Here is an 18862-nt window from a genome sequence, read left to right on the forward strand (position 1 = left end):
AGCTTTGGAGGGCAAATTAGAAATGAAAAAAATATTCACTTTTTTTGTCATAGCAATCGTTGCACTTGCAGGCTGTAGCAGCTGTGAGGCTACCAAAAATCCCGTTGAGGAAACGAAAAAAACAAAACTATCGATTTGGCTTCCTGAGTGGCAATTAAAATCGACGATTGAAAATATTGAAAACTCCTCAGAGGGTTTAGAAACTTTACGTGTCTTTGGTGCGTATTTTAATGGCAATGACAAGCCGTTTTTAACGGACACAGCGACGAAGGTTTATGAGCATATGCATAATAACTTTGGAGATAGCCACACGATACTTTTAACCTTTATTAATGATTTTGTAGTAGAGGGCAAGCCATCTGTACAAAAGGATAGCACATTGCTTCATCGCTTAGTAAAGGATGAGCAGGCAAGAAAAAAGCATATTGCTGATATTATGGCAATGACAGAAAAATTTCCAGTAGACGGTGTGGAAATTGATTATGAAAAAATAGCAAAAGAAGATACCGCAAATTATATTTTATTTTTGCAGGAGCTTTATCAAGCGCTAGAGAAAAAGGGGCTGTCAATGCATGTGGTCGTAGTGCCAAGCTTCCCATTTGAAATGGCTTTACCAGATGGACCAAGCTATACGGTGATGGCTTATAATGTACATGGCTATCATAGCGGCCCTGGGGCGAAAGCAACCTTTCCATTTTTAGATCAGCTGCTTAGCAAGCTAGAGAAATCGAATCAGCAATTTAGTATTGCCTTTGCAACAGGTGGTTTTACATGGCCGAAGAGCGGCAAAATTATCGCATTAACAGGCGATGAGGCAGAAAAATTGATTGCTTCAACGAAGTCTTCGATTGCACGTGATCAAGATAGCCATGCTATCCGTTTCCATTACAAGGATAAAGGAATGGACTACGAGGCATGGTATGCAGATGCGGAAACTTTGCAAAAGTGGATTGCCTATGTACAGGAGAAGGATTCAAAGTATGAGCATTTCGTTTTATGGCGCGCAGGTGGGCTGAGTGCAGGGACTGTAGAGTGGATTGCAACACATCAAAAATAAAAGAGGGGCATGTTAGGAGAAATCCAACATGCTCTCTTTTTTAGGATAATTGACAAAATATTCTTTAAATTATATCCTATTAACAACCATAAGCGGATTTTAGTTTTAATAGAGAGGAGGAATGAAGATGTTTACAGCTAAGCGATTACTTTTTTTCGTTTTTTTGTCCATAACCATGTTGGCCGCCTGTTCAAATAAACAAGAAGCGAATTGGGAGGAAAGTGAATTTTTTGATGTAGGCATGTATAAAATGATTGGAACAGAAAATAAAATCGGTTTTATTTACAATCCAGATCATCTCCTTTTTGTAGAAAATCAAGTGAATAAATATATGTGGCATATTTGGGCAGATAAGGAGGAGCTGCAAGGAGGTTTTAAAGTGTTAGCTAGCTCAGAAGACAAACCTGATGAAAAAATCGAAATTTTAAATTTAAAATCGGAATTTGACTATTTAAGTCCAAACAATGGGGCAACCACTCATATACCTAGCCATATGATGCTACCTAAGTCTGGCATGTGGAAATTAGAAACGTATATTAACGACCAGCTTTTCGATGAAATTTATGTAAAGGTATGGGAAGAGGAGGCTTGAGTTTAAATTTTAACTCAAGCCTATATGGAATTTACAAGGCACGAAGCTGCTCATTTAAGTAAGCTGCTTGCTGAAGCGCCAGCTTATCATGATGGATGGTACCAGGCTTGCGTGCCTCTCCGATAATATACGAATAAAATTCGATATTTAAAAAGTCAAATGTGTACTGACATTGCTGAATCAAAGGTAAGCCTTTAATGCGTGGCTGGTCACCGCCAACTGCGATAACGACTGCTTTCAGCGTTTTTAAATGCTCTGTCACATTTGGATAACGTGTATCACGAATGGCGTGGCTAAAACGATCAATAACATTTTTCATCGTGCCAGACATGCTATACCAATAAATAGGTGTCGCTAAGACGAGCAGGTCGCTCCGTAAAATAGCCTCCAACACTTTTGTATAGTCATCATCGACAGGGTGAAATCCCTCTTCCGTATGACGTAAATCCTCAATAGCCTCAATGTGTAAATCCTTTAATTGGATGGTTTCATAGGACAGCCCTTTTAATGCTAAATGTGCGAGCTGCTCGCTGTTGCCATCATTTCTTGTGCTTCCAGTTAACAATAAAATATTCATTCTCAAGCTCCTTTTTGAAAGATAATAGCTTTTCACATAATTGTAGTATATGCTAAAACCATTGCTGTGTTGCTAAAATTGTGGAAGGGGTGTGAAAGAATATTTTAATGAAATTAGCTCATTATTTCCATCCGCTCGTATGGATTATTTTATGTGGAACAATTTTTACACGTATTGCCAGCTTTATGACGATGCCGTTTTTAGCGATTTATTTACATACTGTACATGATGCATCGCCACTGCTTATCGGCTTTACGTTAGGGGTTGCACCACTTTGCGCGACATTTGGTGGCTTTTTAGGTGGTTATTTAACGGATCGCTTTGCACGTAAAGTTATCATTATTGTAACGATTTTTGTTTGGGGAATGGTGTTCTTTGGCTTTGCATTGGCAACGTTTGCACCATTATTTATTGTGTTAAATGCTTTGAACGGGCTATGTCGCTCCTTTTTTGAGCCAGCGACACAGGCATTGATGATTGATTTTACAGAAGATGCGAAAAAACGTCGTTTATTTTCAGTGCGCTATACAGCAATCAATATTGCAGCTGTTATAGGACCATTAGTAGGTGTGCTGATTTCGACTTTAGCAAGCCCTGTCATACCTTTTATTATTACTGGTGCTATGTATGTCATTTACGGCCTCTTTTTAATAGGCGTTTTGAAGAAATATGAGATGCGTCAAAAACGACTAGCAGGTGGGCAAAATATCGCAAGCATTTTACGCGTTGTCTTTTCTGACTATAAGCTCCTGCTATTTTTAGCTGGTGGCACATTAATCGGTCTTGGCTATGCACAGTTTGATTCGACATTACCACAGTTTGTGCAATTAAAATTAGAGGATGGGGTAAAGCTCTATTCGCTCCTTATTTCATTAAATGCAGTTGTTGTGTTAATTTTACAGCTACCAATTAGCATGCTAGCAGAGAGAATTTCTATTTTAGCGTCACTCATTGCGGGCATCATTTTCTTTGCGCTAGGCTTAATGCTGTTTGGTATGGCCAATACGGCATGGCTTTTTATCGTGGCGATGATTGTTTTTACGGTTGGTGAAATCTTTGCTTTTCCAATGATGAATGCCGTTATTGAGGAAATCGCACCTGAGACGCAAAAGGCAACCTATTTAGGTGCGTCACAATTGAAAAATATTGGTGGCTTTATCGGACCTGTTCTAGGTGGCTGGCTGCTCGTGCATTTTCAAGCACAATTATTTTTTATTATTGCTATTCTTGTGTTGCTGAGCATCCCATTTTATAGGCGAGCATTTTAAAAGAAGGCTGATGAATTTCCTCATCAGCCTTCTTTTTGCATATGTTTTTTGACAATATAACAAAACCAATTACACACAGGCTCAGCCTGTAAATTGTTTAGCATACCTTGCATAATAGCGGGGCGAGGCTGCTTGGATTGGAGCTGCTCTGTAATGACACGAACAGAATCCTGTAATAGCTCATCATCTAAATAGGAGCTCAATACATGCGCTTCCCGCAAAATGTTTTCTACAGTAATCAATGTATCAGCAGTTGTTGGGATGACTGCCATTTCCTTTGTCATAAAAGGTATTGTTGCATGTGTGGCAAGAATTGTCGTTTTTTCGACAAGACTTTTAGCAAGTGCCTGTAAATCGTATGGATAGCTATTGCCTTTATGGAATAGATGCTCAGAGTAGCCGGAAATAAAGCCGCGTACGATAATCGCCAAATCATAAACATGCTGAGCTGCTTGTGGGTAAAGCTCCAATAATAAATTTTCAATCAATGTATTCATCATGACACCATAGTGCGCCATTTTTTGAATAAATTCCTCACTGACAAACTGCGTATGCTCTTTAAAAAATGCGGAGGCAAGTGTCGCATGCTCCTGCATAATTGAGAAAATTTGATAATAGTAGTTATAGAGCTTTTCTTCGGTATTTTGACTTTCGGTGACTGAACGGTCAATCTTGGCGGCAACATCTTTCACAAAATAGTCAATGATTTCGATAATCAGCTCATCCTTCGATTTGAAGGATAAATAAAAAGCCCCTTTAGATATGCCACAGGCCTCTGTTATTTGTTGAACAGATGTGGCATCAATACCTCTTTCAGTAAAGAGTCTTGCAGCCGTTTCTAAAATAAGTTGCTTTTTAGACATAATTTATACCCCCCTTCGAATTGACAACTGACCGATTAGTCATTAGTATAGGATTTGTGAGAAAAAGTGTCAAGGAAGGATTGAGAAAAGCATGCGGTCGTTAGTCAATTTTGTTCTGAAAAATAAATTAGCTGTGTGGTTATTAACGATTATTGTTACCGTTTCAGGTATTTATTCTGGTACACGAATGAAGATGGAGTCAATTCCTGATATTTCGATTCCCTATTTAATCGTTGTAGGTGTATATCCTGGAGCAACACCTGAGCAGGTAATGGATGAGATGTCCATACCATTTGAGAAAAAAGTAGAAAGCTTAGAAGATGTCAAGTCAGTCTTTTCGACATCATCATCAAACGTTTCACAAGTGCAAATTGAGTATGATTATGGCGTTGATATGGATGAGAAAAAACGCCAGCTTGAATCAGCTTTAGATGATATTGTATTACCTGAAGAAGCGCAAAAGCCTTCTGTTATGGCAATTAGCATGAATATGATGCCTGTTGTCGCATTGTCTGTGAGTAGCTCACAGGAAGATATCGTGGAGCTAACTTCAACAGTCGAGGATATTATTTTACCAAAGCTGAATAAAATTGAAGGTGTTGCATCTGCTTCCATTACAGGTCAGCATATTGAGCAAGTGTCATTTAAATACGATGATGCGAAAATGGCGGAGCTAGGCTTAACAGAAGATACAGTGAAGCAAATGATTCAGGCGAGCGATATGGCTTTATCGCTAGGGTTATATGAATTTACTGTTGGTGAACAAGCGGTTTCAGTCGATGGGAAAGTACAATCTGTTGATGAATTAAAAGAGCTTTTAATTCCAGTTACACCATCAGCAGAAAACCCTTCGCCATTTGTTCGTTTAGGCGATATTGCGACAATTGAAGTGGAAGGGAAAGTACAATCTATTTCCCGTACAAACGGAGAAGATTCAATCAGTGTGCAAATTGTTAAAGCGCAAGATGCAAATACTGTAACAGTTGTCAATGCAGTGAAGGATTTAATCGATGAGGAAACAGCGAAAATTGATGGCTTAATTATTGACGTATCGCTTGACCAAGGGAAACCAATTGAGGATTCTGTCTTTACCATGATTGAAAAAGCAGTATTCGGTGGTGCAATCGCTGTATTAATTATTTTATTATTTTTACGTGATTTTAAATCGACAATTATTTCAATTATTTCGATTCCAGTCTCTGTCTTTATGGCATTGCTATTATTAAACTGGATGGATATTACGTTAAATATTATGACATTAGGTGCAATTACGGTTGCAATTGGGCGTGTAATTGATGACTCCATTGTCGTTGTGGAAAATATTTATCGTCGTATTCACTTGAAGCAAGAAAAGTTAACAGGTCGTGCGTTAATTCGTGAGGCAACAATTGAAATGTTCAAGCCAATTTTATCCTCTACATTAGTAACAGTGGCGGTATTTGCACCGTTAATGTTCGTAGGCGGTATGGTTGGTGAGCTATTTATGCCATTCGCTTTAACGATGTCGTTTGCATTAGGGGCATCATTATTAGTAGCAATTACGATTGTACCAGCATTATCTCATTTCTTATTCCGTAAAAAGGTATATGGTGAGAAAACAGAAAGCCAGCATAAAGAGGTTGGCAAGCTAGCAGTTTGGTATAAAGGTATTTTAGAAAAAGCATTAAACCATAAATTCATTACATCAGCAATTGCTGTTGTGATGCTTGTTGGCTCACTTGCTTTAACACCATTAATTGGCTTCAGCTTCTTAGGTTCACAGGAAGAAAAGGTCATGTACTTAACGTATACTCCAGCAACGGGTGAGCTGAAAGACGAAACAGAGGAAAATGTGAATATTGTCGAGCAAGAATTAATGAAGCGCGATGATATAGATATTGTACAGGTGTCGATTACAGACGCGGAAAGTGCTGATCCAGCAACAATGATGATGGGTGGCGCTGGTGGCGGTGCATTAATGTACTTAATTTTCGACCCAGAGATGAAGGATTTCCCAGGCGCTCGTAAAGAGGTAGAGGACTATGTATTCAATATCGGACAATCGGGTGAATGGAAGTCGCAGGATTTCGCTTCAATGGGCGGCATGGGCTCAAGCGAGGTAAGCTATACATTGTATAGTGAAGATCTTGATAATTTACGTAAATCGGTGGAGCAAGTAGAGGAAGCATTACGCGATGTGGATGGCTTGGAAGATGTCAAGTCTGACAATGAAAATCCATATGTTGAGCATATTTTAAAAGTAGAGCAGCAAAATGTCTTGCAATATGGCTTAACGACAGCGCAAATTGTCATGGCACTATCACCACAAGGCACGTCTGAAACATTGACAACTGTTGAGCACAACGGCAAAGATATTAATGTCATTGTCAAGCGTGAAGCGAGAACGGCTGCGAAATCTATTGATGATATTTTAGCAACAGAAATTCCAACTGCATTAGGTACAACAATGAAAATTGGGGACTTAGTCGATGTGGAAGAGAGTACAGCGCTAAATTCATTAGCACGTTCAAAAGGTGAATACTTTGCAACAGTAACAGGAAAAATTATTGGTAATGATATTTCCAAAGCGACAGCTGCTGCAGATAAGAAAATAGATGAGTTAGATTTACCAAAAGGTGTAACAACAGGCGTTTCTGGTGTTGCCGCAGATATGACAGAGGCATTCACGCAATTAGGTATTGCAATGCTAGCGGCGATTGCGATTGTTTACTTCATTCTTGTTGTCACATTCGGTGAAGGGTTAGCACCATTTGCGATTTTATTCTCATTACCATTCGCAGTTATCGGTGCATTTGTTGGTCTATTTGTGACAGGGCAAACAATTTCTGTATCGGTAATGATGGGGATGCTGATGTTGATTGGTATCGTTGTGACCAATGCCATCGTATTAGTGGACCGTATTATTCATATGGAGCGCGATGGTATGGTGATGCGCGAGGCAATTTTAGAGGCAGGGATGACGCGTTTACGACCAATTTTAATGACGGCAATCGCAACAATTGGTGCGATGCTACCGATGGCGTTTGGTAGCGCAGGTGGTGGTCTAATTTCAAAAGACTTAGCTGTCACAGTAATTGGTGGTTTATTATCATCCACATTGCTAACATTAGTTGTTGTACCAATCGTTTATGAAATGTTATCGAAAATGCTGAAGAAAAATCGTCAGGATAACGAAGAGAACTAGAAGAGAGGGGGCGTCCGAAAAGTCATTTTGGGACGCTCCCTTTTTTGGCTAGTAAGGAAAAATAGAAAATGGTATCGTAGTAAAAAAGGGGGAGTAGTTATGGAACATTATCAAGTTGCAGTGATAGGGGCAGGACCTGGGGGATATGTTGCAGCAATACATGCTGCCAAAAGCGGCTTAAAGGTTGCACTTGTAGAAAAAGATAAAGTCGGAGGTGCCTGCTATAATGTCGGCTGTATTCCATCAAAAATCATGCTGGAGCATAGCAAGCTCGTACAGGAAATTCGTCGTGGCACAGATTGGGGCATTACTGTACCAACAATCGATATTGATTTTCCAAAGCTAATGAAGCGTAAAGACGCCGTAGTAGCTGAATTGCTGGATAATATCGAAGGCTTTATTGAAAGTGCGCATATTACGATGTATCGCGGTGAGGCGAGCGTGACGGCAGAGCGCAAGGTGATGGTTGGAGAAAAAGCGTTTACAGCAGACTATGTCATTTTAGCAACAGGTAGTCGTCCATTTGTTCCGCCATTTAAAGGGATTGAAACTGCGAATTATTATACGACAGATACGTTTTTTGCGATGGTGGAATTGCCAAAGCAGCTAACGATTATTGGTGGGGGAGTAATCGCCATCGAAATGGCATTCGCCTTAGCGCCGATGGGGACAAAAGTGACAGTATTAAACCATAGTCAGGATATTTTGCAAACAGAGGAGCCGGATGCGCGCCCGTTAATTCGCCAACGCATGGCACAGCTAGGCATTGAACTTATCACAGATTTTACCTTTGAAGAAATTCAAGACAATGAAATACATACGTCAAAAGGTGTTTTTACGTATGAAAATTTATTGTTCGCTACAGGGCGTCGTCCAAACACGCAAATTGCTGAAGCATTAGAGTTGACAATGGATGGTCGTTTAATAGCGGTGAATAATCATTATGAAACGAGCGTTCCAGGCATTTATGCGATTGGCGATTTAGTGGGTGGCTTCCAATTAGCGCATTCTGCAAGCGCAGAAGGTGTGCATGCAGTGGATTATATTTTAGGTAAGCATCCACGCGTCATCAATCAGCAGGAAATTCCACGCTGTGTATACACACATCCTGAAATTGCGACATTTGGTATGCTAGAGCATGAAGCACCAACAGACTCTATTGTGACAAAAATGTATTTGCCAACAAATCCGAAAGCATTGCTTGAAGGCAACATTCAAGGTTTTATGAAATTTGTTGCAAGCCCAGAAGGCGATATTTATGGCGCATGTGTTGTTGGAGATGGTGCAACGGAAATGATCAATGCGATGTTAGCATGTAAAATTACTGGTGGCTCTGTGAAGGATTTAGCTCGAATGGTATTCCCACACCCAACAGTGAGCGAGCATATTGGCGATGCGGCACGTGCGGTCTTTGGTAAAGCAATCCATTTGAAAGCATAATGATAATTTGCTATAATGTAAACTAGGTGCCAAACCTACGTAAAGTTTCGACTTTACAACAGAAGCATCCACTAACAGCACGGATTTGCTGGGAAGCTTTTGCCAAAGAGCAGGGAGATGAGCCCCTGCTCGTTTTTTATTTGATGATAAAAATGTAATACCCCTCCATAACATGAAGCTTCCTTCCCTCTCAAAATTTCGGTTTTGTAAAATATGTAACTACTGCAATTAAATAAAAAAAGAAATTCCCAAGGATTAGAACAACTAGAAAATCATGCGCCCAAAATAAAGATTTTATTAAAATTGTAAAAGAGATAGGTAAAATAATAGCGTAAGTTAACTTTCCGTATTTACCAAAATAAGCTTGAAAAATAACAAGAATAAAAGTTAGAAGAATCGGATAATAAAAAGTTATGAAACCTATTAGATAGCTCATTAAATCCCCCCAAAGGTTAATATACCATATAATATAATTTTGTATTATATATACAAGGATTTTTGTGGAAATATATTTAATAAATAGGAGGGATTTATTTTATTTCCAAAGAGAGTTGGTAGATTTATTTATAATAAATACAATTCGATTGGCTTGTCTAAGCTGATAATAAAGTTTGGAAAAACCCAAAATTATTAGAGGACACTTATTTTGTGTGGACTAATAGTTTTGGGTTTTGAATTTTACGAATTTCTTATAAATTTTATAACTTACATTTTAAACGATTTCAATTTCTCATAAATACTCGCCATCCGTTTTTCCTCTCCTGCAATCACAGGCTTATAAAACTCCATTCCAACAAGTGCATCAGGTAGGTATTGCTGATTAATCCATCCACCAAAGGTGCCGATTGGCGTGTCGTGTGGATATTGATAGCCGATATGCCCTAATTCCTTTGCGCCTGCATAGTGGGCATCCTTTAAGTGATTCGGAATGTCACCGGTTTTTCCTTCATGAATAGCAGCAATGGCGGCATCAAGCGCTTTATAGGCAGAGTTTGATTTATCGCTTAAGCACATCTCGACAACAGCGGCAGCGAGTGGGATGCGTGCCTCTGGTAAACCGAGCTTTTGTGCTGCTTCTGTAGCTGCATTGACATGTGCACCAACCGCTGGATTAGCAAGGCCGATATCTTCGTAGGCAATCACTAAAAGTCGTCGACATACTGCGACAATATCGCCAGATTCTAATAAATGTGCTAAATAATATAAAGCAGCATTTGTGTCGCTGCCACGAATTGATTTTTGTAAGGCGGATAATAAATTATAAAAATGTGAGCCACCTTTGTCACCATAAACGCCAATGCGCTTCGCTAAATGTTCAATTGCGCGGTCACTTAATACCGTTACGCCGTCTTGTTCATCAGAGGCATAATAAACAGATTCTAATAATGTTAATGATTTACGTGCATCGCCATTGCTTGCTTCCGCTATTTTTATGAGCTGCTCATTTGTTGCAGAAACGCCAAGCTTACCAAGTCCACGTTCTTTATCTGTCAAAGCCTGCTGTAGCAATGTACAAACATCCTCAACGGTTAAACGTGTCAGCTGCAAAATTTCCCCACAGCGTGAGCGAATAGCAGGGTTCACACTATGAAACGGATTTTCCGTCGTTGCTCCAATTAAGACGATGGAACCATTCTCGACATGGGGTAACAAAGTATCTTGCTGTAATTTATTAAAACGGTGAATCTCATCTAAGAATAAAATAACTTTGCCTGACATTCTTGCATCCATCACAACTTGTTCAATATCGCTTTTTCCTGCCTGTGTTGCATTTAAAGCGAAAAATGGCAGCTTGGAACTACCTGCAATAGCGCTTGCAATAGAAGTCTTGCCAACACCAGGTGGACCGTAAAGCAACATGGAAGGCACATGCCCTTTAATAATCATTTTGTAGAGGGCGCTATCCTTACCAATAATGTCTTCCTGTCCAACAACTTCATCTAAATTGCGTGGTCGCATTTTATAAGCTAAAGGTTCGTTGTGCATTGCTATACCAACTTTCTACATCCATTATCATCATTAATGATAGTGCATTTTGTACTGGAAGAAAAGCAGAGGCTTTCACACTGTTTCTGTAACAACAATGAAAATTTCAATGTATTTCCGAGTGGAATAAAAGGAAATATGCTATAATAAAACACATGAATGGACTAGAAAATTAGAGGTGTAATTTATGAAAATTTCTACAAAAGGCCGATATGGCTTAACAATTATGATTGAATTAGCAAAGCATCATGGTGAAGGACCAATACCACTTCGTCAAATTGCAGCAGAAAAAGATTTATCGGAAGCCTATTTAGAGCAATTAGTTTCCCCACTGCGTAACGCAGGCTTAGTAAAAAGTGTACGCGGTGCCTATGGAGGCTATATGCTTGCAAGCCCACCAGCAGAAATTTCAGCTGCTGATGTAATTCGCGTATTAGAAGGACCAATTCAGCCTGTTGAAGGGATTGAAGATGAGGAAGCACCACAGCGCGAGCTATGGATGCGCATTCGTGATGCAGTGAAAAATGTATTGGATACAACGAGCTTAGAGGATTTAGCAAAATACACAGAGTCTTCACCTACAGATGGCTATATGTTTTATATTTAAGGAGTTTATGCTATGACAACAATTTATCTTGACCATGCTGCAACGACACCGATGCTAAAAGAGGTAATTACTGAGATGACAGCTGCGATGGCAACTGTTTATGGCAATGCATCGAGCATTCATGCTGCTGGACGTGAAGCACGTAAAGTCTTGGATGAGGCGCGTATGATTTTAGCGAAGCAGATAGGTGCAGCAGCAACTGAAATTGTTTTAACGAGCGGTGGGACAGAAGCGGATAATATGGCGATTTTCGGTGTCGCTAATGCAAGGCAGCATGAAGGTAAACATATTATTACGACACAAATTGAGCATCATGCGGTGTTACATGCGTGCGAAAAGTTAGAACGACAAGGATTCCATATTACTTATTTGCCTGTAGATGAAAAAGGGCGCGTCGCTGTCCAAGATGTTGCAAATGCATTGACAGATGACACAATTTTAGTCACGATAATGTATGGCAATAATGAAGTGGGTACATTGCAGCCAATCGAGGAAATCGGCAAGCTATTAAAGGGACACTCTGCCATATTCCACACCGATGCAGTCCAAGCATTTGGCTTAGAGCACATCGATGTGGAAAAATTGCAAGTCGATTTATTAAGTGCCTCTAGCCATAAAATTGGTGGCCCAAAAGGCATCGGGTTGCTTTATATGAGAGCTGGTGCAAAGGTAGACAGCCTACTGTATGGCGGCTCGCAGGAGAAAAAGCGTCGTGCTGGAACGGAAAACATCCCAGCGGCTGTTGGCTTTGCGAAGGCAGTACAGCTTGTCGCTGAAACACAGCAGCAAACACGTCAAGCCTATGAACAATATAAAGCGATACTCGTTGAACAATTTACGGCGGCGAATATTGAATTTACAGTGAATGGTGATGCTGAAAATATGCTACCACATATTTTCAACGTGACATTGCCAGGGACAGATGTCGAATCGTTTTTAGTGAATTTGGATATGGCAGGTGTCTTTGTATCGAGCGGCTCTGCTTGTACAGCAGGCTCTATTGACCCATCACACGTCTTAGTGGCGATGTTCGGTAAAGATTCTACGGTGTTGCGCAGCTCCATTCGCTTTAGCTTTGGGCATGGTTTAACGGAGGAGCTTGTTCGAGAGGCTGGTAAACGTACAGCGGATATTGTCAAACGTTTAACAAAAAACTAATGCTTCGCGCCTTTTACGCGACAGGATTGAAAAGGTGATTATGATGATAGAAACAAGAAAACCATCCGAAATACGTGTAGTAGTCGGTATGTCAGGAGGTGTCGACTCCTCTGTTGCCGCTTATTTATTAAAGCAACAAGGCTACGATGTTATCGGCATCTTTATGAAAAACTGGGATGATACGGATGAAAACGGCGTATGTACAGCGACAGAGGATTATGAAGATGTCATTGCTGTATGTAACCAAATTGGTATTCCGTATTACGCAGTGAATTTTGAAAAGCAGTATTGGGATAAAGTGTTTACGTACTTTCTTGAAGAATATAAAGCGGGACGTACACCAAATCCAGATGTGATGTGTAATAAAGAAATTAAGTTTAAAGCATTTTTAGAGCATGCGATGAACTTAGGGGCAGATTATTTAGCAACAGGTCATTATGCACGCGTAGAGCAGCGTGAAGGAGAAACGGTGATGCTGCGTGGTGTTGATAATAATAAAGATCAAACGTATTTCTTAAACCAGCTATCACAGGAGCAATTAAAGCATGTCATGTTCCCAATTGGTCATTTGCCGAAGCCAGAAGTGCGTAAAATTGCAGAAGAAGCAGGTCTTGCAACAGCGAAAAAGAAAGACTCTACAGGTATTTGCTTTATCGGCGAGCGCAATTTCAAAGAATTTTTAAGCCAATACTTACCTGCACAGCCTGGTAAAATGGAAACGTTTGATGGGCAAGTAGTGGGACAGCATGACGGCTTAATGTACTATACATTAGGGCAACGTCACGGTTTAGGCATCGGTGGCGATGGTGAGCCTTGGTTTGTGTTAGGGAAGGATTTGCAGCGCAATGTCTTATACGTTGGACAAGGCTTCCATCATGATGCCCTGTATTCAACGGCGTTATCTGCGGTGAAAATGAATTTCACAACTGATAAAGAGCTACCACAACAGTTTAACTGCACAGCGAAATTCCGCTATCGTCAAGAAGACTCACCTGTAAAGGTAGAGTTACGCCAAGACGGCACAGCCTATATCGAATTTGCAGAGCCTGTGCGCGCGATTACACCAGGGCAAGCAGTTGTCTTGTACGATGGTGAGGTTTGCTTAGGCGGCGGTACAATTGATGAAGTATTTAAAAATAGCGAAAAATTAACATTTGTAGGGTAGGAGATTGAGCATGTCCTTTAATGAACAAGGCATTCAAGCTTTTCAGGAAAAAAAATACGAGGAAGCAGCACAGTTTTTTACACAGGCGATTGAAGCGGAGCCAAATGATGCATTAGGCTATGTCAATTTCGGCAATTTATTAGCTGTGTTAAATGACGTGGAGCGTGCGGAACGTTTTTTCCAAAAAGCGATTACTGTTGATGAAAAATCAGCGACAGCTTATTATGGCTTAGCGAATTTATATTATAATGCGGAGCGCTATATTGAGGCGGCAAAGCTTTATCAAAAGTCGATTGAGCATGGCATTGAAGGCGCAGATGCTTATTATATGCTAGCAAAATCGTTTGAACGTGAGGAGCAGTATAAGCTGGCATTGCCATATATGCAGCGTGCGGCGGAGCTAGCCCCAACGGATTTACAAATTCGCCTATCATATGGTATTTTGCTTTGCTCATTGGAGATGTTTGAACTGGCGCAAGGTGAGCTGCAATTTGTTATTGATGAAGATTGGAACAACGCAGATGCACATTATAATTTAGGTGTGCTTTATGCGGTATCAACAGAGCGTACTGATGATGCACTTTATCATTTAAAGCAAGCATTCACATTGCAGCCTGAGTTTGATCAAGCGAAATACATTTATGATATGGTCGCACAGCGCATGAACTAGCGTATAGCATCCGTCCTTTTTCAGCATACTAATGAAAAAGGGCGGGTTTTTTATGCTGACAGACAAACAGTTAATGAAATTGCGAAAAATGCTCATTATGGAAAAAGAGGATATGTCAAAAACAATTGCTGCTAAGGATCCAGTGAGTTTGCGTGATTCTGTCGATGAATTATCACTGCTATCGAATCATCCTGCCGATTTAGGGACAGAGCTATTCGAGCGTAGCAAGGATTTAACACTGCACACGCAAAATTATGACAAGCTTGAACAAATTGACAAGGCGCTTGCTCAAATGGACGAGGGCACATATGGGGTGTGCGTTAAGTGTAAACAGCCGATTCCATATGATCGCTTATGTGCAATTCCGTATACAAATGTTTGTGTCGAAGATAGCGAAGTCGTTGAAAAAATAACAGGAGACCCTGTCCTACATCCATTTCGTGTGGAGGAAGGTGTCAATGCTCTTGAAATAGCATTGGAGCAAGGAAATTGGGACGCCTATGATAAAGAGGTTATGGGCGATATTGATGATATCGAGATAGAGAATTTACCAGCACAGGTTGAAGGGGACATGGAATAAACATAAAGGCTATAAGGAAGGTACACCTGTCCTTATAGCCCTATTTTTTATGGCTGACTAACTACTGCATCCAATTTATAACGCTTATTAAATTCATCGACGAACACTTCTAAATCAATGGCAACCATAATATATGGCTCCTTTTTAAAGTCGCGCAAATAGCTGCAAGTGGCCTTTAAAGATTTTGAAAATTCAAGCAACATTAACTCGTTATTTAAATGGACGTGTACTTCTTGTGGCTTGTCTCGTAAATTGATTTTGAAATAGCCCTCATCCACGATGCGTTCTAGGTTTGTCTCAACAAACGGAAAAATTAAATCTTGATAACGAATATACATAGTAACTAAACTTCCTTCCTTGTTTTTTTCTGACAGTAGCGTACAACATCGGTATATGCCAAGTCACCACCGAAAATATCTAAGGCGGAGCCGATGGTAATATGTAGCTTGCCTTGTGCAATTGTTTCGAATTTTTGTAAATCATCAAGTGAACGTACGCCACCTGCATAGGTTGTTGGGAGCGTTGTCCACTCAGCTAGCTGACGTACTAAATCTTCCTGCATGCCGCTGCGTTTTCCTTCCACATCGACCGCATGAATTAAGAGCTCGTCACAATAGCCTTCCATCATTTGAATGGACGCGGCGTTTACTTCAAAATCGCTAAATTTCGTCCATTTATCTGTCACGACAAACCACTTGCCATCGCGCTGACGACAGCTTAAGTCAATGACAAGATGCTCCTTGCCAACAGCAGCAACGAGCGCATTTAAACGCTCCATGTCGAGCTTTCCGTCATGGAAAATAAATGAAGTAACAATAACGTGGGAAGCACCTGCCTCAATAAAACTTGCTGCATTTTGTGCGCTAATACCACCGCCAATTTGTAGTGCATTTGGATATGCTTGCAGTGCTTGTAGTGCTGCTTCCTCATTGCCGTTACCGAGCATAATGACATGACCGCCTGTTAAGCGGTCTTGCTGGAATAGCCCGGCAAAATAGCCAGCATCATGTGCTGAAACAAAATTTTCAACGACTTCTTTGTCAGCATAGCCAAGCGTGCTGCCAACAATTTGTTTTACTTTCCCATCGTGTAAATCAATGCACGGTCGAAATTCCACCGCAATCACAGTCCTTCCAAAGAAATATATATCTATCATACCATTTGAGAGAAGCAAACGCACACCTCGTATAGGAGGAAACGATAAAATATGCTAAAATAATGGTATAAGATTGACTAGCAAGGGAGGGGCGCAAAGTATTGGAAAACTTAAATTTATTTGAGATGGAAAAGCGCTTTATACTAGGGCGCCCAATTGTTTCTATTTTTCATAACGCAACGAATATGTATTCAATTATACGTGTGAAAATTCAAGAAACAAATTTAGCCTATGAAGAGAAGGAAATGATTGTTGTTGGCTATTTTCCACCATTGACAGAGGATGAGCTGTATCGATTTACCGGCAATATGAAGACACATCCAAAATATGGTGTGCAATTTCAAATCGATACGTTTGAAAAGGAAGTGCCTGCGACAGAGCAAGGGGTCATTCATTATTTATCGAGCGATTTATTTACAGGAATTGGTCGCAAAACAGCGGAAACCATTGTGGAAAAGCTTGGTGTTGATGCGTTAAAAAAAATTATGGATGATCCGCATGCCCTTGATGTGATTCCGCGATTATCGCAAGAAAAAAAGCAGATGATTGTGGAAGTGATTGAACAAAATTTAGGCTTAGAGCGCGTCATGATTCAACTAAATGAATGGGGCTTCGGGCCTCAGCTCGGCATGAAAATTTACCAAACATATCGTGAAGATACGGTTACCTTATTAAAGGAAAATCCGTATCGTTTAATTGAAGAAGTAGAAGGGATTGGCTTTGGACGTGCGGATGATTTAGGTGCAAAGCTCGGTATTACAGGCAATCACCCTGACCGAATTAAGGCGGCTGTTTTTCATGTTTTAACAGTTGCAGCATTGTCGGATGGGCATGTTTACTTAGAGGCGGAGCAGGTATTACCGACAGTAAAATCGATGCTAGAGCAAAGTCAACGTGTGGAAATCCCGTTTGATGCGATTTCACAGGCCTGTATTGAAATGCGTGAAGAAAACAAAATTTGTGGTGAGGAAACACGCATGTATTTACCTTCACTTTATTTTAGTGAGGTCGGTATTGCGTCCAAAATTTTAGAGCTTGTCGAGAATAACAAAAAGCAATCGCATTTTTCAAAGGATGAGATTTTAAAGGCAATTGGAGAGCTAGAGGAGCGTTATGAGGTGCAGTATGCGCCATCTCAAGTTGCAGCAATTGAATGTGCGCTGCAAAATGCAGTGATGATTTTAACAGGTGGCCCTGGTACAGGGAAAACAACGGTTGTCAAAGGGCTTGTGGAAGTATATGCAGAGCTACATGGTTTGTCACTTGATCCGAAAACATATGCCAAAAAAGAAGAGCCATTTCCGATTATATTAGCTGCACCGACAGGACGTGCAGCGAAGCGATTAGCGGAATCAACGGGCTTGCCTGCAATGACAATCCACCGTTTACTAGGCTTTACAGGGCAGGAAAAAGAGGAAGAAACAGAGCGTGAAATAACAGGTCGGCTTGTCATTATTGATGAAATGTCGATGGTGGATACATGGCTCGCGCATCAGCTATTAAAAAGCTTAGCAAAGGATGTACAGGTGATTTTCGTAGGTGATCAAGACCAGCTGCCACCTGTTGGACCAGGGCAAGTGTTGAAGGATTTGCTTGCATCAAAGCAAGTGCCAACAGTGGAGTTGACAGACGTTTATAGACAAGCAGAAGGCTCGACAATTATTGAGGTTGCCCATCAAATTAAGCGTGGTACAGTGCCGCCTACATTGACACAAAAAACAGCTGACCGCTCCTTTATTCAAGCATCGACAGAGCAAATTGCTAACGTCGTGACACAAATTGTTAAAAGTGCGACAACGAAAGGGCAGGCGATACGCGATATTCAAGTGCTTGCACCGATGTATAAAGGACCCGCAGGCATTGACGCATTAAATAAACAAATTCAAGAGCTCGTCAATCCAAATGATGGTACACGTAAGGAGCTTGCCTTTGGTGATACCGTTTATCGCATTGGTGATAAAGTGCTTCAGCTTGTGAATCAGCCTGACAGCAATGTTTTTAATGGCGATATGGGCGAGGTTGTGGCAATTATTCGTGCAAAGGAAACGGTGGAAAAGCAAGACTTACTCGTTGTATCCTATGACGGTATTGAAGTGACGTATCAGCGTGGTGATTTGAACCAAATAACGCTAGCCTATTGCTGCTCCATTCATAAATCGCAAGGCTCGGAGTTTCAAACGGTAATTATGCCGATTGTGCGCGGCTATTCAAAAATGCTACGTCGCAACTTGCTGTACACAGGCATTACACGTGCGAAAAGCTTTTTAATTTTGTGCGGTGAGCCAGATGTACTTGCACAAGGCTTAATGAAAACCGATGATTTGCAGCGCTTCACAAGCTTAACAGCACGCTTAAACCCGATGGATGAAGAAGAAATAACTGAAGTAACAGAAATGAAACGAGAGGGTGCAACATCAATGCCATCTGTTTTAAATGTGGAAACAGCTCCGTATATTCATCCATTGATTGGCATGGAAGGCGTGTCGCCATTTGATTTTAAAGATTGACAGCCTAAAAACAATTGCATATAATTTAGGCATAATAAACGAAAACGATGAT

Annotated in this window: 16 protein-coding genes and 1 other annotated feature (1 of these 17 cut by a window edge); of the genes, 11 read left to right on the forward strand and 5 right to left on the reverse strand. The window is 40.5% G+C overall.

What is annotated here, in order from left to right:
* The first annotated feature begins 22 nt into the window (after nucleotides 1-22).
* Nucleotides 23-1057, forward strand: a complete 1035-nt coding sequence (locus M3Z76_RS03470) for a glycosyl hydrolase family 18 protein (RefSeq protein WP_293920966.1) — start codon at nucleotides 23-25, stop codon at nucleotides 1055-1057.
* Nucleotides 1058-1184: 127 nt separating this feature from the next.
* Nucleotides 1185-1649 (forward strand): DUF4871 domain-containing protein, encoded by a 465-nt coding sequence (locus M3Z76_RS03475; RefSeq protein WP_293920965.1) that lies wholly within the window; start codon nucleotides 1185-1187, stop codon nucleotides 1647-1649.
* Between the two features lie 31 nt (nucleotides 1650-1680).
* Here the strand turns inward: M3Z76_RS03475 and M3Z76_RS03480 are convergent, their stop codons facing one another.
* A complete protein-coding gene (locus M3Z76_RS03480; RefSeq protein WP_293920964.1) occupies nucleotides 1681-2226 on the reverse strand; it encodes a flavodoxin family protein in 546 nt (181 codons plus the stop codon).
* Between the two features lie 107 nt (nucleotides 2227-2333).
* Between M3Z76_RS03480 and M3Z76_RS03485 the strand changes: the two genes are divergently transcribed.
* Complete coding sequence (locus M3Z76_RS03485; protein WP_293920962.1) at nucleotides 2334-3494, forward strand: MDR family MFS transporter; 1161 nt, start codon at nucleotides 2334-2336, stop codon at nucleotides 3492-3494.
* A gap of 23 nt (nucleotides 3495-3517) precedes the next feature.
* On the opposite strand, the gene M3Z76_RS03490 is transcribed toward M3Z76_RS03485, so the two are convergent.
* Nucleotides 3518-4357 carry a TetR/AcrR family transcriptional regulator gene (locus tag M3Z76_RS03490; protein ID WP_293920961.1) on the reverse strand — a complete coding sequence of 280 codons (840 nt, stop codon included), beginning with the start codon at nucleotides 4355-4357 and terminating at the stop codon, nucleotides 3518-3520.
* A gap of 91 nt (nucleotides 4358-4448) precedes the next feature.
* Between M3Z76_RS03490 and M3Z76_RS03495 the strand changes: the two genes are divergently transcribed.
* Together M3Z76_RS03495 and lpdA are read left to right on the forward strand one after the other, a co-directional pair.
* Nucleotides 4449-7541, forward strand: coding sequence for an efflux RND transporter permease subunit (locus M3Z76_RS03495; protein ID WP_293920960.1), 3093 nt, complete (start codon nucleotides 4449-4451; stop codon nucleotides 7539-7541).
* A 99-nt stretch (nucleotides 7542-7640) separates the two neighbouring features.
* Nucleotides 7641-8981, forward strand: coding sequence for a dihydrolipoyl dehydrogenase (gene lpdA / locus M3Z76_RS03500; RefSeq protein ID WP_293920959.1), 1341 nt, complete (start codon nucleotides 7641-7643; stop codon nucleotides 8979-8981).
* A gap of 705 nt (nucleotides 8982-9686) precedes the next feature.
* Here the strand turns inward: lpdA and M3Z76_RS03505 are convergent.
* Nucleotides 9687-10967: a replication-associated recombination protein A gene (locus M3Z76_RS03505; protein WP_293920958.1), complete on the reverse strand. Its 1281-nt coding sequence runs from the start codon at nucleotides 10965-10967 to the stop codon at nucleotides 9687-9689.
* Between the two features lie 187 nt (nucleotides 10968-11154).
* Here M3Z76_RS03505 and cymR point away from each other — a divergent pair, with 187 nt between their 5' ends.
* The 5 genes from cymR to M3Z76_RS03530 are packed head-to-tail and all read left to right on the forward strand — an operon-like array spanning nucleotide 11155 to nucleotide 15147.
* Nucleotides 11155-11574 carry a cysteine metabolism transcriptional regulator CymR gene (cymR, locus tag M3Z76_RS03510; RefSeq protein ID WP_293920957.1) on the forward strand — a complete coding sequence of 140 codons (420 nt, stop codon included), beginning with the start codon at nucleotides 11155-11157 and terminating at the stop codon, nucleotides 11572-11574.
* Between the two features lie 12 nt (nucleotides 11575-11586).
* Nucleotides 11587-12732: a cysteine desulfurase family protein gene (locus tag M3Z76_RS03515; RefSeq protein ID WP_293920956.1), complete on the forward strand. Its 1146-nt coding sequence runs from the start codon at nucleotides 11587-11589 to the stop codon at nucleotides 12730-12732.
* Nucleotides 12733-12775: 43 nt separating this feature from the next.
* On the forward strand, nucleotides 12776-13897 hold the full coding sequence (gene mnmA / locus M3Z76_RS03520) for a tRNA 2-thiouridine(34) synthase MnmA (RefSeq protein WP_293921130.1): 1122 nt from the start codon (nucleotides 12776-12778) through the stop codon (nucleotides 13895-13897).
* A gap of 10 nt (nucleotides 13898-13907) precedes the next feature.
* Nucleotides 13908-14567: a tetratricopeptide repeat protein gene (locus tag M3Z76_RS03525; protein ID WP_293920955.1), complete on the forward strand. Its 660-nt coding sequence runs from the start codon at nucleotides 13908-13910 to the stop codon at nucleotides 14565-14567.
* A gap of 52 nt (nucleotides 14568-14619) precedes the next feature.
* Entirely contained in the window at nucleotides 14620-15147 is a 528-nt protein-coding gene (locus M3Z76_RS03530; protein ID WP_293920954.1) for a TraR/DksA C4-type zinc finger protein, read from the forward strand.
* Nucleotides 15148-15194: 47 nt separating this feature from the next.
* Here the strand turns inward: M3Z76_RS03530 and M3Z76_RS03535 are convergent, their stop codons facing one another.
* Together M3Z76_RS03535 and hisA are read right to left on the reverse strand one after the other, a co-directional pair.
* Nucleotides 15195-15485: a hypothetical protein gene (locus M3Z76_RS03535; RefSeq protein WP_293920953.1), complete on the reverse strand. Its 291-nt coding sequence runs from the start codon at nucleotides 15483-15485 to the stop codon at nucleotides 15195-15197.
* A 5-nt stretch (nucleotides 15486-15490) separates the two neighbouring features.
* Nucleotides 15491-16264: a phosphoribosylformimino-5-aminoimidazole carboxamide ribotide isomerase gene (gene hisA, locus M3Z76_RS03540; protein WP_293920952.1), complete on the reverse strand. Its 774-nt coding sequence runs from the start codon at nucleotides 16262-16264 to the stop codon at nucleotides 15491-15493.
* Between the two features lie 164 nt (nucleotides 16265-16428).
* Between hisA and recD2 the strand changes: the two genes are divergently transcribed.
* Nucleotides 16429-18810, forward strand: a complete 2382-nt coding sequence (gene recD2, locus M3Z76_RS03545) for an SF1B family DNA helicase RecD2 (protein ID WP_293921128.1) — start codon at nucleotides 16429-16431, stop codon at nucleotides 18808-18810.
* Between the two features lie 38 nt (nucleotides 18811-18848).
* Nucleotides 18849-18862: a binding site (T-box leader), on the forward strand; it runs 197 nt beyond the window's last position.

Source organism: Metasolibacillus sp., from assembly GCF_025291715.1.
In the GTDB taxonomy this organism is placed as follows: Bacteria; Bacillota; Bacilli; order Bacillales_A; family Planococcaceae; genus Metasolibacillus; species Metasolibacillus louembei.

Bases quoted from the DNA above. Each gene is read 5' to 3' on its own strand.
- M3Z76_RS03535 (WP_293920953.1), bottom strand. From the start codon at position 15,485: ATGTATATTCGTTATCAAGATTTAATTTTTCCGTTTGTTGAGACAAAC.
- lpdA (WP_293920959.1), top strand. From the start codon at position 7,641: ATGGAACATTATCAAGTTGCAGTGATAGGGGCAGGACCTGGGGGATAT.
- M3Z76_RS03470 (WP_293920966.1), top strand. From the start codon at position 23: ATGAAAAAAATATTCACTTTTTTTGTCATAGCAATCGTTGCACTTGCA.
- M3Z76_RS03480 (WP_293920964.1), bottom strand. From the start codon at position 2,226: ATGAATATTTTATTGTTAACTGGAAGCACAAGAAATGATGGCAACAGC.
- M3Z76_RS03495 (WP_293920960.1), top strand. From the start codon at position 4,449: ATGCGGTCGTTAGTCAATTTTGTTCTGAAAAATAAATTAGCTGTGTGG.
- M3Z76_RS03525 (WP_293920955.1), top strand. From the start codon at position 13,908: ATGTCCTTTAATGAACAAGGCATTCAAGCTTTTCAGGAAAAAAAATAC.
- M3Z76_RS03485 (WP_293920962.1), top strand. From the start codon at position 2,334: ATGAAATTAGCTCATTATTTCCATCCGCTCGTATGGATTATTTTATGT.
- mnmA (WP_293921130.1), top strand. From the start codon at position 12,776: ATGATAGAAACAAGAAAACCATCCGAAATACGTGTAGTAGTCGGTATG.
- M3Z76_RS03475 (WP_293920965.1), top strand. From the start codon at position 1,185: ATGTTTACAGCTAAGCGATTACTTTTTTTCGTTTTTTTGTCCATAACC.
- M3Z76_RS03490 (WP_293920961.1), bottom strand. From the start codon at position 4,357: ATGTCTAAAAAGCAACTTATTTTAGAAACGGCTGCAAGACTCTTTACT.
- M3Z76_RS03505 (WP_293920958.1), bottom strand. From the start codon at position 10,967: ATGCACAACGAACCTTTAGCTTATAAAATGCGACCACGCAATTTAGAT.
- M3Z76_RS03530 (WP_293920954.1), top strand. From the start codon at position 14,620: ATGCTGACAGACAAACAGTTAATGAAATTGCGAAAAATGCTCATTATG.
- cymR (WP_293920957.1), top strand. From the start codon at position 11,155: ATGAAAATTTCTACAAAAGGCCGATATGGCTTAACAATTATGATTGAA.
- recD2 (WP_293921128.1), top strand. From the start codon at position 16,429: ATGGAAAAGCGCTTTATACTAGGGCGCCCAATTGTTTCTATTTTTCAT.
- M3Z76_RS03515 (WP_293920956.1), top strand. From the start codon at position 11,587: ATGACAACAATTTATCTTGACCATGCTGCAACGACACCGATGCTAAAA.